This is a genomic window from Actinoplanes sp. NPDC049118 (assembly GCF_040648555.1).
Lineage (GTDB): Bacteria > Actinomycetota > Actinomycetes > Mycobacteriales > Micromonosporaceae > Actinoplanes.
On the sequence record NZ_JBEZDY010000004.1, the window covers coordinates 380485 to 395056 of the forward strand.

A 14572-nucleotide genomic window follows, 5' to 3' on the forward strand; every position below is an offset into this window, starting at 1 on the left:
TTCGTTCTACCCGGTCGCCACCGACCGAAAACGGACCTTTGCGAACCCCGCGTAGCCTCGGGGCATGCTGCTGCTGGGGTTCTGGGTGCTCGCCGCCGTGCAGAGCCCCGCACCGGGAGCCTCCTCGCAGCTCGTGCTCGGCCTCGCCGCCGTCGCGGCGGCCATGCTTGTGGTGCTCGCCGCGGCCGTTCCCGCGGTGCCGGCGCCGCGCCCCGCCGCCGCGGGCCCGGCGCGAGGCGTGCGGGCACGCGCCGGCCGGCTGCCCCGGCTGCTGGATCCCGACGCGGCCGGGCGGCCGCGTCCCCGAGCGCCGACGGCGTACCCGGCGGTCCTTCTCCCGCGCCTCGCCGCGAGCTGATCGCGGCCGAATCCGGCCGCGTGCTGAGCGCCGGGAGTCACACCGCCTCCGCGTCCATCCTTCCGCCCGGACCGCAGGGGTACGCCCATGTCCATCTCCGCCGCGCTGGACACCGTCGTCGGTGTCGCGCACTCCGCCCTCGAGGGTCTCTCCGCCCTCCTGATGCCGGTCGCCGGCGGGTTCGCGCCCGCGCTCGCGATCGTCGTGTTCACCGTTGCCGTACGACTGTCGATCAGCCCGCTCAGCTGGCTGCAGGCCCGCTCGGCCCGGCGCGGGGCCGCGCTGGCGCCGCGGCTCGCCGAGCTGCGCGAGAAGCACCGCGACGACCCGATGAAGCTGGCCGCCGAGACGCTCGCGCTGCGGCGGGCACACGGTGCCGGCCCGTTCGCCGCGCTGCTGCCGGCGCTGGTGCAGGCGCCGTTCTTCATGCTGATGTTCCACCTGGTGCGGCCCGGGCTGGGCGTGCCGGCCGGCGTGCTCGGCGGGCACCTGGCCGGGGTGCCGCTGACCGCCCATCTCGCCGCCGGGCTCCCGGTCTTCGCCGTCCTGCTGGCCCTCGCTCTAGGACTCGCCTGGTGGTCGTCGCGCCGCATGCGGCAGCTGGCGGCCGCGTCGACGGCGGCCCTTCCGCCGCCCGGTAAGGGCGGCGCGACGCCGGGCGGTCTCGATCCCGATGCCGTCGGCCGGATCATGGCCGTGCTGCCGTTCCTCACCGTGGCGCTGGTGGCGTGGCTGCCGCTGGCCGGCGCGCTCTACCTGGTCACCTCCACCGCCTGGAGCGCGCTGGAACAGCTCGTGCTGCGCCGTCCGCCGGCCGCGGTCAATCGATAGTTGTTCATATTGACAACGGTGCGTAACACGCAGGAAACTTTTTGAGAGCGCTCTCACGCGCTCGAGTCCGTCGATCAATGAGCGCCTTCTCCGCCGACCGCCGAAGAGAAAGGCCATCGCGATGACCCCCTCCTCCACCCCCTGGAAACACCGCCGCCGCCTGCTGGCCGTCGCGGCCGTGTTCGCGACGGCGTGCGGCTCCGCGGCCGTCGCCGTCTCCGCCCGGGCGGCCCTGCCCGCCCCGCCCGCCGGTTGGTCGCAGGTCTGGGCCGACGATTTCACCGGCGCGGCCAACACCCTGCCGTCATCCGGCAACTGGATCATCGACACCGGTACGAGCTACCCGGGCGGGCCGCCGCAGTGGGGCACCGGCGAGATCCAGACGTACACGAACAGCACCGCCAACGTCGCACACGACGGCGCCGGCAACCTGCGGATCACCCCGCTGCGTAACGGATCCGGTCAGTGGACCTCCTCGCGCATCGAGACCCAGCGGACCGACTTCAAGGCGCCGGCCGGCGGGGTGCTGCGCATCGAGGGCCGGATTCAGATGCCGAACGTCACCGGCGCCGAGGCCGCGGGGTACTGGCCGGCCTTCTGGGCGCTCGGCGCGCCGTACCGCAACGACCGGTACAGCTGGCCGGCGATCGGCGAGTTCGACGTGATGGAGAACGTCAACGGCATCAACGCGGTCTGGGGCGTGCTGCACTGCGGCGTCGCGCCGGGCGGGCCGTGCAACGAGAACAACGGCATCGGCGCCAACCGGGCGTGCCCGGGTGCCAGTTGTCAGTCGGCGTTCCATACCTACGGCTTCGAGTGGGACCGCAGCGTGACGCCCAACCAGTTGCGCTGGTACGTCGACGGCCAGCAGTACCACTCGGTCAGCCAGAGCCAGGTCGGCGAGCCGCACTGGACGAACATGACCGGGCACGCCGGCTACCACATCCTGCTCAACGTCGCGATGGGCGGCGCGTTCCCGAACGGCGTGGCCGGCACCGGGACGCCGACCGCCGCGACGGTTCCGGGGCGGCCGATGCTCGTCGACTACGTGGCCGTCTACAGCCGCGGCGGCGGCACGACCCCGCCGACGACCCCGCCCACGACGCCGCCGACGGGTGGCGTGCGGGACGCGTACGCGACGATCCAGGCCGAGTCGTACGACGCCGCGTCGGCCGTCGCCAAGGAGGCCTGCGCCGAGGGCGGCGAGAACGTCGGATGGATCGCCAACGGCGACTGGCTGCAGTTCAACAACGTGGAGTTCGGCTCCGGCGGGGTCCGGGACTTCGTGGCGCGGGTGGCGTCGGGTGCGGCCGGCGGGGCCAGCGGCCTGATCGAGGTGCGCATCGACAGCCGCGGCAACGCGCCGATCGGCGGTTTCGCGCTCGGCAACACCGGCGGCTGGCAGTCCTGGCGGTCGGTGCCGGGCAACGCGTCCAACGTGTCCGGCCGGCACACGGTTTTCCTCACCTTCACCAGCGGCCAGCCGGCCGACTTCGTGAATGTGAACTGGATCCAGTTCCGCAGGTAGCGACTTTCTTCAATATTTAGGTGTAAGGGCCGAGGGTGCTGCCAGCGCCTTCGGCCCCGTCGCCTTAAAGAACTTTAAGGTCGCCGGGGTCTGGACTTGGATTGTTAATAGTCCTAATAATTGACAAACCTAACTGTTCGATGTGGAAGGCCCGCCCCATGCGCCGATCCCTTGCCCTGGCCGTGTCCGCCGCGCTGGCGGCCGCCGGCTCCGCCGTCTACATAGCCTCGTCCGCGAGCGCCGCCGTCGCCTGTGCGCCGGCGTGGAGCGCGTCGACCGTCTACGTCAAGGACAACTCCGCCTCCCACCAGGGCAGGAACTACACCGCGAAGTGGTGGACGCAGGGCGAGGTGCCCACCGCCAGCGGTCAGTGGGACGTCTGGGCCGACAAAGGCGCCTGCGGCGGAACGGTCCCGCCGACCACACCGCCGACCACACCCCCGACGACCCCGCCAACCACGCCGCCGACCACACCCCCCACGACCCCGCCCACAACGCCGCCGACGACGCCGCCCACCACGGTGCCGCCCGGCGGGACGCTACCGGCGCACTTCATCACCGGGTACTGGCAGAACTTCGACAACCCGGCCAACGAGATCAAGCTGGCCGCCGTGCCCGCGACCTACGACCTGATCGCGGTCGCCTTCGCGGACGCCACCGGCACGCCGGGCGCGGTCTCCTTCACCATCGACGCCGGGCTCTCGGCCTCCGTCGGCGGCTACACCAACGAGCAGTTCAAGGCCGACGTCGCCACGCTGCACTCGCGCGGCAAGAAGGTGGTCATCTCGGTCGGCGGCGAGCGGGGTTCGGTCGCCGTCAACGACGCGGCCGCCGCGACCAACTTCGCCAACTCGGTCCACTCGCTGATGCAGACGTACGGCTTCGACGGCGTCGACATCGACCTGGAGAACGGGCTCAACCCGACGTACATGGGCCAGGCCCTGCGCAGCCTCCGCGCCAAGGTCGGCGCCAACCTGATCATCACGATGGCGCCGCAGACCATCGACATGCAGAACCCGGCCGGCTCGTACTTCAAGCTCGCGCTCGACATCAAGGACATCCTCACGGTCGTACACACGCAGTACTACAACTCCGGCGCGATGCTCGGCTGCGATCAGAACGCGGCGTACGGACAGGGCACGGTGAACTTCCTGGTCGCACTCGCCTGCATCCAGCTGGAGGCCGGGCTGCGGCCCGATCAGGTCGCCCTCGGCCTGCCGGCGACCACCAGCGCGGCCGGCGGCGGCTACGTCGCGCCGTCCGTGGTCAACCAGGCCCTCGACTGCCTGGCCCGGGGCACGAACTGCGGCTCGTTCCGGCCGCCGCGTACCTACCCCGGCATCCGCGGCGCGATGACCTGGTCCATCAACTGGGACGTCACCGCCGGTAACGGCTGGGCCAACACCATCAAGCCCCACCTGTCCACCCTGCCCTGAACCAGCCCCCACTGGAAGGAATCCCCATGAGACTGAAGAAGGCGTATCCGGCCGCGCTCGCGATAGTGCTGGCCGTCGCCGGAATCGGCACCACGGTCGTGCTCGCACCGGGTGCCTCCGCGGCCGTCGCCTGCGCCCCGGCCTGGAACTCCACGGCGGTCTACGTCAAGGACAACCAGGCCTCGCAGAACGGCCACAACTACACCGCCAAGTGGTGGAACCAGAACGAGAGCCCGGCGACGCACAGCGGCCAATGGGACGTCTGGATCGACAACGGCGCCTGCGGCGGCCCCACCACGCCGCCCACCACGCCCCCGACGACCGGGCCGACGACTCCGCCGCCCACCGGAACCAAGATGGCGGCCGCGCCGTACATCTACCCGGGCTGGGGCAACCCGCCCGCGCCGTCGACCGTCATGAACGCGACCGGCGTCAAGGCGTTCACCATCGCGTTCGTCCTGGCCAACGGGTGTAACCCGGTCTGGGACGGCGAGGGCGGCCTGACCGGCGGCGTGCACGAGAGCACCATCAACGCGATCAAGGCGGCCGGCGGCAGCGTGGTCCCGTCGATCGGCGGCTGGCAGGGCAACAAACTCGGCCCGAACTGCTCGACCCCGCAGGCGCTCGCCGGCGCGTACCAGCGGGTGATCGACACCTTCGGCCTGAAGGCGATCGACATCGACATCGAGAACACCGACGAGTTCGAGAACTACACGGTCGCGGACCGGATCGTCGGCGCGCTGAAGATCATCAAGCAGAACAACCCCTCGGTGAAGACGATCCTCACCTTCGGCACCACGCCGAGCGGCCCGAACGTGCACGGCGTCCGGTTGATCAACCAGGCCAAGGCGATGGGCGCCAACGTCGACATCTTCGCCCAGATGCCGTTCGACTTCGGCGGCGGCGCGGACATGTACGCGAGCACCGTCGGCGCGACCGAAGGGCTGAAGAACCAGCTCAAGTCGACGTTCGGCTGGACCGACGCGCAGGCGTACTCGCACATGGGCATCTCCGGCATGAACGGCCTCTCCGACCAGCAGGAGCTCACCACGCCCGCGACCTGGACGCGGATCCGCGACTACGCGAAGAACAACAACCTGGCCCGCTTCACCTTCTGGGCGGTCAACCGGGACCGCGGCTGCCCCGGCGGCGGCGTCGTCTCACACTGCAGCGGCATCGCGCAGTCCGACTGGGAGTTCACCCGGATCAGCGCCGGCTTCTGACCGGGCGGGCGCGCGGTCGCGGATCAGTTCTCCGCGGCCGCGCGCCGGCGTTTGCGCAGCTTCTTGACCACCCAGTAGCCGGTCGCGGCGGCGAGCAGGGCCACGATCGCGTAGTCGAAGTAGCTGCTGTACATCTCGAGCCGGCGCCAGTGCGTGCCGAGCGCGTAGCCCCCGGCGATGAACAGGCAGTTCCAGATCCCGCTGCCGATCGCGGTGAGCAGCGTGAACGTGCCCAGGTTCATGCGGTTCGCGCCGGCCGGGATCGACACCAGGCTGCGGATCACCGGCGCCATCCGGCCGAGCAGTACGGCGCCCTTCTCGTGGCGCTCGAACCACCGGTCCGCTACGTCGAGGTCGTCGGCGTCGACCAGCGGGATGCGGTCCAGCCAGCGGCGCAGCCGCTCCTCGCCGATCGCGTACCCGAGCCAGTAGAGCACGAGCGCGCCCAGCACCGAGCCCGCCGTCGCCGCGATCGCGACCAGCACGACGTTGACCTTGCCGGTGCTGGCGAGGTAGCCCGCCATGGACAGCACGATCTCGCTCGGGATCGGCGGGATCAGGTTCTCCAGCGCCACGAGCAGGCCGACGCCCACCGCGCCGAGCGACTCGATGACCGAGGCCACCCAGCCGGTCAGGCCGCCCAGCTGGCCGGGTTCGGTCTCGGCCGCCAGGGGATACGGCACGCTCATCGGCTGACCTCCGCCGTCGTCGGATCGATACGGCTTACCCGCGATCCAGGGTACAAACCGCTCCTGCCGTATCTGCCGTCCATCGGTAAGTGCCGCACAGCGTCCTCACCCGGGTGGTGGATGACACGATGAGGCGTGGTGCCTCATTCTGCACCACGCCTCATCGCTCGATCTGACTTACCGGTATGGGAAGGCTAAAAGGAGACCTGCTGCATGCTGGGATACAGCCTTGCGGACACCTCGTTCACGCAGGATGCCAGTTCCTCCGTCTTTGTGCCGGGAATGGCTTCAGCGAATTTCGACGCGTCCGTTGAAGCATTCGTCATGGAGATTCCTCGCTGCCCCAGGCACGTGATGAGTGCGCGGTGCAGTTTCGGGTCCATCTCCGGCTTCCGGTGGAGCTGATAGGAGTCCTCGATGGCGTCGAGGTGAGCCTTCCGACACTGATCCGACAGGCGGATCAATTCGTCGTCGGCCATCCCGGGGCTGGAGTAGTACAGTTGCATCCCCAGTTGCCTGACGGGATCCCATCCTTCGTTCGTCAGGGTGATCCCCCGGTCGCGAAGGCAGGACCGCACGCGTTCCACTGCTGCTTCGTATTCGACCTTGCCGACCGGTCCTGCAGCAATGATGCTCTGCTGCTGTGACGTTCCGGCGGCGACGAATTTCTCGTCGCCGGAATCGTCGGTCGACTGATTCCCGCAGGCGGTCAGGCTGAGTACGGCAAGCAGTACCGGTATCGATAGCCGAGTCCGTGTCACCAATCAGGGATTCCAGACCCAAGCGTCCTCGTTCTCCTGGCTCTTGTGCCAGGTGGTGACGTAGTAGGCGCTGCCTCCGGGGCTGGGCACCGAGGTGAAGTTGGCGTGGTGCCGCCAGTCGGAGATGCGCCCGAGGTTGTCCTTCGCCCGGACCCAGGCGTGTCCCGCGCAGGTCCCGCCGTCGTTCTTCTTGCTATACGCGTAGGTCTTGGAGCTGTGGAACTCGTAGGACCCGCACCTGCGGGACTTGGTGTAGTCCTTCGACGCCGCATTGGCGGCCTGAGGGGCGATCAGAAGTGCAGCCAAAGTCGCGCCGCCGGTAAGGCAGGCGATCATGATTTGGCGTGGCTTTCGAGACAAGGGAACCTCCCTATGCATAGAACCCCGTGCGCTATGCAAGGATGGGATGGTACGCGAGACGTTTGATTGGTGCAAGCCGATAGTGTCGGTAATGCATGCATGCTTGCGCGTCGATCGATGTTGTGTCATGATCTTGCGCGGGCGGCAGGTAGGCCGCGACGCGGGGGAATGAAAGGTAATTGCGGGAGCGCTGGTATCAGTCAAGCGTGATGATTGACACGTGGTGTCCTTTGCTGAGGCGGTGAAGCCGCCCTCAACGATTCGACCGTCAGCTGTTCTGCTTTGGCGTCGTCCGAGGCGATCTGGTGCTTCTTCTCGCCCAACGAAATGCCTGCACCATTTGATGTCTGCCGGCTGGGTGATGCTTCATTCTGAGTATTCCCATGCCGTGCGGCCCGGCTGCCGATCGCCATGATCGGCCGTTCGTACCGGAGTCGCGATGTTTTAGCCGCCGTCGCAGGGGTGACATAGCCCAGCATGAGCGACCGGTGGTATGAGAAGGCTGTCATCTACTGCCTCGACATCGACACGTACGCCGACTCCGACGGCGACGGCGTCGGCGACATCAAGGGGCTGATCGGGCGCCTCGACTACCTGGCCCGGCTCGGGGTGACCTGCATCTGGCTGAACCCGATCCACCCGACGCCGAACCGCGACGACGGCTACGACGTCGAGGACTTCTACAACGTCGATCCGCGCTTCGGTACCCTCGGCGACTTCGCCGAACTGCTGCACCAGGCCCGGGACCTGGGCATCCGGGTGATCATCGACCTGGTCGTCAACCACACCTCCGACCAGCATCCCTGGTTCCGGTCGGCGCGGTCGTCGCCGGACTCGCCGTACCGGGACTGGTACGTCTGGTCCGACAGCGCGCCGCCGGACCGGCGCCAGGGCATGGTCTTCCCCGGCGAGCAGGCCGAGACCTGGAGCTACGACCGCACCGCGAAGAAGTGGTTCTACCACCGCTTCTACGACTTCCAGCCGGACCTCAACATCAAGAACCCGGAGGTCCGCGCGGAGATCCGGAAAATCTGCTCGTTCTGGCTGCAGCTCGGCGTCTCCGGCTTCCGGATGGACGCCGTGCCGTTCATCGTCGAGGAGACCGAGGCGGGCAGACCGGACTCGCCCAAGGACATGGAGTTCATCAGCGAGCTGCGCCAGCACGTGCAGTGGCGCCGGGGCGACGCGGTCCTGCTGGCCGAGGCGAACGTCGAGCCGGACCAGCTCAAGGAGTACTTCGGCGACGCGGGCGGCACGGCCAACCGGATTCACATGCTCTTCGACTTCATGCTCAACGGCCGGCTCATGCTCGCGCTCGCCCGCGGCAACCCCGAAGGGATCATCGACGCGCTGCACGACACCCCGAAGCTGCCGGCCGGCGGGCAGTGGGCGACGTTCCTGCGCAACCACGACGAGGTCGACCTGTCGCGGCTCACCGCCGAGCAGCGCAACGAGGTGTTCGAGCAGTTCGGCCCGGACGAGAACATGCGGCTGTACGGCCGCGGCATCCGCCGCCGGCTGGCCCCGATGCTCGGCGGCGACCGCCGGCGCATCGAGCTGGCCTACGCGCTGCAGTTCAGCCTGCGTGGCACCCCGGTGCTGCGGTACGGCGAGGAGATCGGCATGGGCGAGGACCTGTCGCAGGACGGGCGCAACGCCATCCGTACGCCGATGCAGTGGTCCCTGCTGCCCAACGGCGGCTTCTCCAGCGCGAAGCCCGGCGACCTGGTCCGCCCGGTGATCTCCGGCGGCGAGTATGGCTACGAGCGGGTCAACGCGACAACGCAGCGGCACGATCCGGCGTCGCTGCTGTCCTGGTTCGAGCGGATGATCCGTACCCTGCGGGAGGCGCCCGAGGTCGGCAGCGGCAGCTGCACGCACGTCGACGTGCCCGCACCGGCGGGCGTGCTGGTGCATCGCGCCGACGATGTGACCGGCACCATGTTGTTCCTGCACAACCTCTCGGACACCGACGGGGTCGTCGACCTCGGCAGCCTGCGCCCGGAGGCCGAGTTCCCCAACGACGTGCTCGCCGACCGGGAGTACGAGGAGCCCGGCAAGCTCGACAAGCTGGCGATCGCGGGCTACGGCTACCGCTGGATCAGGCTCCGCCGCCGCGCCTGAGTGAATTTGCACTACTAGTGCGAGAATGGCTCCGGTGCAACCACTTGTGAGAAGAACCCGCCATGTAACCCGCGGGTAACTACTGGGTTAGAGTCGGCCGGACTTGCTTTCGACCGCAGCGGGAGGCCGAGGATGACCCAGCCGAATCGGGTAGCGATCGTGACCGGGGCCGCTCGCGGCATCGGCGAGGCGACCGCGCGCAAGCTCGCCGCCGATGGGATGGCCGTCGCCGTCGTCGACCTCGACGAGGGCGCCTGCGCCAACACGGTGACCGCGATCCACGACGCCGGCGGCACCGCGCTCGCCGTCGGCGCCGACGTCTCCGACGCCGTACAGGTCGCCGCCGCCGTCGAACGGGTCGCGGCCGAGCTGGGCGCACCGACGGTGCTGGTCAACAACGCCGGCGTGCTGCGGGACAACCTGCTGTTCAAGATGAGCGACGACGACTGGGAGACCGTCATGGCGGTTCACCTGCGCGGCGCCTTCCTGTTCAGCCGGGCCGTGCAGAAGCACATGGTCGAGGCCGGCTGGGGCCGCATCGTGAGCCTGTCCAGCACCTCCGCGCTCGGCAACCGGGGCCAGGCCAACTACGCCGCCGCGAAGGCCGGCCTGCAGGGCTTCACCAAGACGCTCGCCATCGAGCTGGGCCGCTTCGGCGTCACCGCGAACGCGGTCGCGCCGGGGTTCATCGTCACCGATATGACCGCCGCGACCGCCGCGCGGGTGGGTGTCGACTTCGCCGACTTCCAGAAGGCGGCGATCGGTCAGATTCCAGTCGGCCGGGCGGGCCGTCCCGAAGACGTCGCGAACACCGTATCCTTCCTCGTCAGTGACGGAGCGGGGTTCGTCTCCGGGCAGGTCATCTACGTGGCGGGTGGCCCCCGCGACTAGCGCTCCGGCTTGATCCGGGGCGCTACACATGATGATGCGACCCCGGACGGTGAAAGGGCGGAGAAGCGGACTGTGAATCGACGGATGAGCTCGCGGAGCGTGGCTCTGAGCAGCACGTTTCTGTTGTTGGCCGCGGGCGGCGCGGCTGCCTGTGACAGCGGGGACGACTACCAGGACGAGGGCTTCTACTGCGCCGACGAGAACGGCGTCATCGTCGACGAGGACTACTGCGACGAGGATGACGACGACTTCGGCGGCGGCGGTGGCGCCTTCTTCCTCTGGCACTCGGCGGGCTACCGGCCCGGCTATCCGATCGGTTCCAAGCTCCCGGCCGGCGGCGCCAAGTTCGCCTACAACGACAAGGTCGCGCGGGCGAAGTACGGGCTGCCGTCGACCGGCCGGGTCAGCAACGGCACGGTCAAGACCAGCGTGGTCGGCAAGGGCGGCAGCGGCTCCAGCAGCAAGTCCGGTGGCTGAACCTTGCGCCGGATTCCCTACGGGCCGGTCCGCGACGGCTGGCGGCTGACCAACTACAGCCTCGGCCTGACCTACAACGACACCGAGCTGCCGGACGGCACCATGATGTCGTACTGGCAGGAGGGGCCGTACTACGACTTCACCGAGGCCGAGATCGAGGAGCTGGAGACGGCGACGGCGGTCCTCGACGGCATGTGCATCGAGGCCGGTGACTGGATGGTGCGGCAGTGCCCGCGGCACACCGCGCAGGGCCGTCGCGACGGCTACTTCGCCTCGATCTGCGGCCCGGAGACCTGCTTCCTGACGAAGATCGGCATCCCGGAGTACGCACACGAGCAGATCATCCGCACGTGGTTCGACGGTGACGCCGAGACCTGGACGCACCAGGACAAGGACCCGGACGGCCGCCTGCCGATGCAGACGCCGGACTTCTCGCCGACCGTCTACGGACGCTTCGACCTCTGGTACAACGGCGCGGGCACGACGCCGCGCCTGCTCGAGTACAACGCGCAGACGCCGACGTCGCTGGTCGAGGCCGCGGTCATCCAGTGGCACTGGGTCGACCAGACCAATCTGACCAAGCACCCGTGGCGGCAGTGGAACTCCATACACGACCGGCTGGTCGGCTGGGAGGCCGCGGACGGCGAGCCGGCCAACCCCGGCGCCTGGCGGCGCAACATCGGCAAGCTGCGCGAGGCGCGCCCGTGGCTGCCGGAGAAACCCAAGATCTTCTTTGCGTACGAGACGAGCGAGACGACCGGCGAGGACCGGATGAACGTCGCCTACCTGATGGCGACCGCCGAGGAGGCCGGCTATCCGGTCGAGCTGATCGCCATGAGCCAGATCGGCTGGGACGTTGCCGGCGACCGGGTGCTCTTCGTGCCCGCGCCCGGCCAGGAGCACAAGGCCCAGCCGATCGACGTCATCTTCATGCTGTACCCGTGGGAATGGTTCTGGAACGAGGAGGGCGGCAAGGCCTTCTTCCGCAACATGGCCGACCCCGCCAAGCGCGGCACGGTCTGGATGGAACCGCCGTACAAGGCGGCGCTGATCGGCAACAAGGCGCTGCTGCCGGTACTGTGGAAGCTCTTCGGCGATGACCCGGAACGCGGCAAGTACCTGCTGCCGGCCTACTTCGCGGAGTCGTCCTCGGCCGCCACGCTCACCTCGTACGCGAAAAAGCCCGTCTGGGGTCGCGAGGGTGGCTCGGTCACCCTGGTCAAGGACGGGGTCACCATCTCGGACAATCCGTCGGAGTACGGCACCGACGGCCGCTACGTCGTGCAGGAGTTGCTGGAGCTTCCGTCGTTCGAGGGACTGGAGGGCACGGTCCACCCGGTGATCGGCGCGTGGCTGATCGACGGCGAGCCGGCCGGCATGGGCATCCGCGAGGGCCTCGGCGCCGACGGCCTGGTGACCAAGGACCGCTGCAACTTCCTGCCGCACACCGTCGGCGCGAGCGATTCCTGAGGATCGGCGGGGTCAGGCGCGCGGGCGGTTGTGCCACAACCACCAGAGGCCGACGAGCGGCAGGACCAGCGGGACGAAGCCGTAGCCGCTGCCGAACTGCGACCAGACGGTGGCGTCCGGGAAGGCGGCCTCGTCGAAGATGCTGAGCGTGCCGACCACCAGCACGCCGACCAGCTCGATCGAGCAGCTGATCAGCGCGATGCGCCGCCCCCGGGTGCCGCCGACGGCGAGCCCGATCGTTGCCGCGATGTAGACCAGCGCGGCGAACGCCGACAGCAGGAAGGCGAGCGGCGCCTCGGAGAACTTGGTGGCGATCTGCACGCCCGCGCGGGCGCTGGCGGAGACGGCGAAGACGCCGTAGACGAACAGCAGCACCCGGCCGGCGCCGGTGCCGATGGCGGCGTCCCGCGGCCGGGCCGGTGCGGTCGACGGCTCAGGCACCGGTCGCCTCCGCGATCTGCTGTAGCCGCAGCACCAGGACCGGCAGCACCAGGCAGGCGACGCCGAGGATCAGGGAGCCCCATCGGGTCGGCTCCAGCCGGGCCAGATAGAACCCGACCGGGGCGAACGCGACGGTGGTGATCAGGTAGCCGACGAACGTCGTCCAGTCGCTCGGCCGCTCGCCGACGAAGAGACCGACGACCGCCACCACGACGAGCACCGCGACCAGCGCGCTCAGGCCTAGCATGGCCCAAAGATCCGTGTTGCTGGGCGCGCGGTCGAGCGTGCAGCGGACCAGATACCAGATACCCAGCAGCAGGGCCACGACGATCGTCGCGGTCGATAGTGGGCCGTTCATCACCGGCACAGCGTACTGAGCCCATCCGGCGTGTTAGCTTTCGGCCGGGTGTGATCTTGAATGGAAGGCGGCACGAGGATGCGGTTCGGACTTTTCGGTACGGGACCCTGGGCACACCAGGCGCACGCTCCGGCGCTGGCGGCCCACCCGGACGTCGAACTGGTCGGCGTGTGGGGTCGCGACCCGGCGAAGGCGGCGGCCCTGGCGCAGGAGCACGACGCCAAGCCGTACGCGGAGATCGACGACCTGATCGCCGACGTCGACGCCGTCGCGGTGGCGCTGCCGCCCGACGTGCAGGCGGACATCGCCCTGCGGGCGGCCCGCGCGGGCAAGCACCTGCTCCTCGACAAGCCGGTGGCGTTCACCCCCGAGGCCGCGGCGGAGATCGTCGCGGCCGCCGCCGAGCACGAGGTGGCCGGCGTGGTGTTCTTCACCCGCCGCTTCATGCCGGAGATCCAGCACTTCATCGAGCGGGCGCAGGCCACCGAGGGCTGGCTCGAGGCGCGCATCGACCACCTCGGCTCGATCTTCCAGCCGGGCAACCCGTTCGGGGCGTCGGTGTGGCGCAAGGAGAGCGGCGGCCTCTGGGACGTCGGCCCGCACGCGGTCGCGCTGATCCTTCCGGTGCTCGGCCCGGTCGCCGAGGTGACCGCGCTGGCCGGTGCCCGCGACATGACCCACGTGCTGCTGGGCCACGCGAGCGGCGCGGTCAGCACGCTGACCCTGTCGGTCGACGCGCCGGCGGCCCTGGAGCGTGAGGACGCGGCGTTCTTCGGCGAGTCCGGCGTGGCGGACGTGCCGCCGGTGCCGTGGCTGCCGGTGGAGGCCTTCACCCGGGCCGTGGACGCGCTGATCGGCGCGGCGGGCGGCGGACCGGCGTCGCCGCTGGACCTGGCGTTCGGCACCGAGGTCGTGAAGATCCTGGCCGCCGCGGCGGAGTCGATCAAGACCGGCCGTACGGTCAAGCTCGGCTAGGGGCGGAGCCTGGCAATGTCCGCAGAGGGCATTCCGACAGCTCGGCGAAATGCGGGTCCTGCTCACATAACGCCGCTTTCGTGGTTAGGGTTGCTCTTGATGACGTCCTTCACCGCTATGTGGGAATGATCGGGGCGGGCCATGAATGCTTTGCTGAATTCGTTGACCGAGGCGGAGTTCCTGCTGGTCCGCGAGACTGAGACCGCTCAATTGGCGGAGCTGGACGAGGACGGACTCGTCGAGCTGCACACGCGGGTCCGGCGGGCCCGCAACAAATACACGAAGTCGTATCGGCGCGAGGCCAGCATGAAGGTGGCCGAGCAGGGCGGCCGGGGCAAGGCTCGTCCGAAGAACACCCGCAACGCGCAGAAGGCGGAGGTGTTCGAGGACGCGCTGGCCCGGGTGAGCCGGCACCTCGCCGCCGCGGCGCGGCAGGCCGCGGCGGAGCTGAAGGCCGAACGGCTGGAGGCGGCACGCGCCCAGCGCAACGCCGCCCCGCCGAAGGCGGTCCGCCGGCCGGCGTCCGCGCCGGCGAAACCGCAGCGGCCGCAGCGGGCTCCGGCGTCGGCTCCGGCCATGCGCAAGCGCCACGCCGGTACCAAGGCCGTGGGTGCGCGGCGTCAGGCCAAGCGGGACAGCGGGTAGGCCTC

17 protein-coding genes are annotated in these 14572 nt (G+C 69.4%); 11 read left to right on the top strand and 6 right to left on the bottom strand.

Annotated features, from left to right (window positions below):
- Positions 1-64 precede the first annotated feature (64 nt).
- The 5 genes from AB0B58_RS08645 (at position 65) to AB0B58_RS08665 (ending at position 5376) form a co-directional block, all read left to right on the top strand.
- Positions 65-358, top strand: coding sequence for a DUF6412 domain-containing protein (locus AB0B58_RS08645; RefSeq protein WP_360219710.1), 294 nt, complete (start codon positions 65-67; stop codon positions 356-358).
- An 87-nt stretch (positions 359-445) separates the two neighbouring features.
- The gene (gene yidC, locus AB0B58_RS08650) at positions 446-1189 is read left to right on the top strand and encodes a membrane protein insertase YidC (RefSeq protein ID WP_360219713.1); all 744 of its coding nucleotides are present in this window, start codon (positions 446-448) and stop codon (positions 1187-1189) included.
- A gap of 121 nt (positions 1190-1310) precedes the next feature.
- Positions 1311-2717: a carbohydrate-binding protein gene (locus AB0B58_RS08655; RefSeq protein ID WP_360219716.1), complete on the top strand. Its 1407-nt coding sequence runs from the start codon at positions 1311-1313 to the stop codon at positions 2715-2717.
- A gap of 158 nt (positions 2718-2875) precedes the next feature.
- Positions 2876-4153, top strand: a complete 1278-nt coding sequence (locus tag AB0B58_RS08660; RefSeq protein WP_360219719.1) for a glycosyl hydrolase family 18 protein — start codon at positions 2876-2878, stop codon at positions 4151-4153.
- Positions 4154-4179: 26 nt separating this feature from the next.
- Positions 4180-5376, top strand: a complete 1197-nt coding sequence (locus AB0B58_RS08665; RefSeq protein ID WP_360219722.1) for a glycosyl hydrolase family 18 protein — start codon at positions 4180-4182, stop codon at positions 5374-5376.
- Between the two features lie 23 nt (positions 5377-5399).
- On the opposite strand, the gene AB0B58_RS08670 is transcribed toward AB0B58_RS08665, so the two are convergent.
- From AB0B58_RS08670 to AB0B58_RS08685, 4 genes are all read right to left on the bottom strand, one after another.
- Positions 5400-6065, bottom strand: a complete 666-nt coding sequence (locus AB0B58_RS08670) for a DedA family protein (protein ID WP_360219725.1) — start codon at positions 6063-6065, stop codon at positions 5400-5402.
- Positions 6066-6259: 194 nt separating this feature from the next.
- Positions 6260-6829 (bottom strand): hypothetical protein, encoded by a 570-nt coding sequence (locus AB0B58_RS08675; protein WP_360219728.1) that lies wholly within the window; start codon positions 6827-6829, stop codon positions 6260-6262.
- Positions 6830-7132, bottom strand: a complete 303-nt coding sequence (locus AB0B58_RS08680; protein WP_360219731.1) for a hypothetical protein — start codon at positions 7130-7132, stop codon at positions 6830-6832.
- A gap of 254 nt (positions 7133-7386) precedes the next feature.
- Positions 7387-7665: a hypothetical protein gene (locus AB0B58_RS08685; RefSeq protein ID WP_360219734.1), complete on the bottom strand. Its 279-nt coding sequence runs from the start codon at positions 7663-7665 to the stop codon at positions 7387-7389.
- Between AB0B58_RS08685 and AB0B58_RS08690 the strand changes: the two genes are divergently transcribed.
- From AB0B58_RS08690 to AB0B58_RS08705, 4 genes are all read left to right on the top strand, one after another.
- A complete protein-coding gene (locus AB0B58_RS08690) occupies positions 7664-9310 on the top strand; it encodes an alpha-amylase family protein (protein WP_360219737.1) in 1647 nt (548 codons plus the stop codon). The genes AB0B58_RS08685 and AB0B58_RS08690 overlap by 2 nt on opposite strands.
- Before the next feature lie 132 nt (positions 9311-9442).
- Positions 9443-10201 (top strand): 3-oxoacyl-ACP reductase FabG, encoded by a 759-nt coding sequence (gene fabG, locus AB0B58_RS08695; protein ID WP_360219740.1) that lies wholly within the window; start codon positions 9443-9445, stop codon positions 10199-10201.
- A gap of 84 nt (positions 10202-10285) precedes the next feature.
- On the top strand, positions 10286-10678 hold the full coding sequence (locus tag AB0B58_RS08700) for a hypothetical protein (protein ID WP_360219743.1): 393 nt from the start codon (positions 10286-10288) through the stop codon (positions 10676-10678).
- A 3-nt stretch (positions 10679-10681) separates the two neighbouring features.
- Positions 10682-12148, top strand: a complete 1467-nt coding sequence (locus AB0B58_RS08705; RefSeq protein ID WP_360219746.1) for a glutathionylspermidine synthase family protein — start codon at positions 10682-10684, stop codon at positions 12146-12148.
- 12 nt (positions 12149-12160) lie between these two features.
- Here AB0B58_RS08705 and AB0B58_RS08710 read toward each other — a convergent pair whose 3' ends face one another.
- Positions 12161-12589, bottom strand: coding sequence for a hypothetical protein (locus AB0B58_RS08710; protein ID WP_360219749.1), 429 nt, complete (start codon positions 12587-12589; stop codon positions 12161-12163).
- The gene (locus AB0B58_RS08715; RefSeq protein ID WP_360219752.1) at positions 12582-12947 is read right to left on the bottom strand and encodes a hypothetical protein; all 366 of its coding nucleotides are present in this window, start codon (positions 12945-12947) and stop codon (positions 12582-12584) included. Before AB0B58_RS08715 ends, AB0B58_RS08710 begins: the two co-directional genes overlap by 8 nt.
- Before the next feature lie 78 nt (positions 12948-13025).
- Here AB0B58_RS08715 and AB0B58_RS08720 point away from each other — a divergent pair, with 78 nt between their 5' ends.
- Both AB0B58_RS08720 and AB0B58_RS08725 read left to right on the top strand, forming a co-directional pair.
- Entirely contained in the window at positions 13026-13922 is an 897-nt protein-coding gene (locus tag AB0B58_RS08720; RefSeq protein WP_360219755.1) for a Gfo/Idh/MocA family oxidoreductase, read from the top strand.
- Between the two features lie 141 nt (positions 13923-14063).
- Positions 14064-14567: a hypothetical protein gene (locus tag AB0B58_RS08725; RefSeq protein ID WP_360219758.1), complete on the top strand. Its 504-nt coding sequence runs from the start codon at positions 14064-14066 to the stop codon at positions 14565-14567.
- The last annotated feature ends 5 nt before the right edge of the window (positions 14568-14572 follow it).

Excerpts from the sequence above, each read along its gene's own strand:
- AB0B58_RS08645 (WP_360219710.1), top strand. The coding sequence starts at position 65 with ATGCTGCTGCTGGGGTTCTGGGTGCTCGCCGCCGTGCAGAGCCCCGCA.
- yidC (WP_360219713.1), top strand. The coding sequence starts at position 446 with ATGTCCATCTCCGCCGCGCTGGACACCGTCGTCGGTGTCGCGCACTCC.
- AB0B58_RS08655 (WP_360219716.1), top strand. The coding sequence starts at position 1,311 with ATGACCCCCTCCTCCACCCCCTGGAAACACCGCCGCCGCCTGCTGGCC.
- AB0B58_RS08660 (WP_360219719.1), top strand. The coding sequence starts at position 2,876 with ATGCGCCGATCCCTTGCCCTGGCCGTGTCCGCCGCGCTGGCGGCCGCC.
- AB0B58_RS08665 (WP_360219722.1), top strand. The coding sequence starts at position 4,180 with ATGAGACTGAAGAAGGCGTATCCGGCCGCGCTCGCGATAGTGCTGGCC.
- AB0B58_RS08670 (WP_360219725.1), bottom strand. The coding sequence starts at position 6,065 with ATGAGCGTGCCGTATCCCCTGGCGGCCGAGACCGAACCCGGCCAGCTG.
- AB0B58_RS08690 (WP_360219737.1), top strand. The coding sequence starts at position 7,664 with ATGAGCGACCGGTGGTATGAGAAGGCTGTCATCTACTGCCTCGACATC.
- AB0B58_RS08685 (WP_360219734.1), bottom strand. The coding sequence starts at position 7,665 with ATGCTGGGCTATGTCACCCCTGCGACGGCGGCTAAAACATCGCGACTC.
- fabG (WP_360219740.1), top strand. The coding sequence starts at position 9,443 with ATGACCCAGCCGAATCGGGTAGCGATCGTGACCGGGGCCGCTCGCGGC.
- AB0B58_RS08700 (WP_360219743.1), top strand. The coding sequence starts at position 10,286 with ATGAGCTCGCGGAGCGTGGCTCTGAGCAGCACGTTTCTGTTGTTGGCC.
- AB0B58_RS08715 (WP_360219752.1), bottom strand. The coding sequence starts at position 12,947 with ATGAACGGCCCACTATCGACCGCGACGATCGTCGTGGCCCTGCTGCTG.
- AB0B58_RS08720 (WP_360219755.1), top strand. The coding sequence starts at position 13,026 with ATGCGGTTCGGACTTTTCGGTACGGGACCCTGGGCACACCAGGCGCAC.
- AB0B58_RS08725 (WP_360219758.1), top strand. The coding sequence starts at position 14,064 with ATGAATGCTTTGCTGAATTCGTTGACCGAGGCGGAGTTCCTGCTGGTC.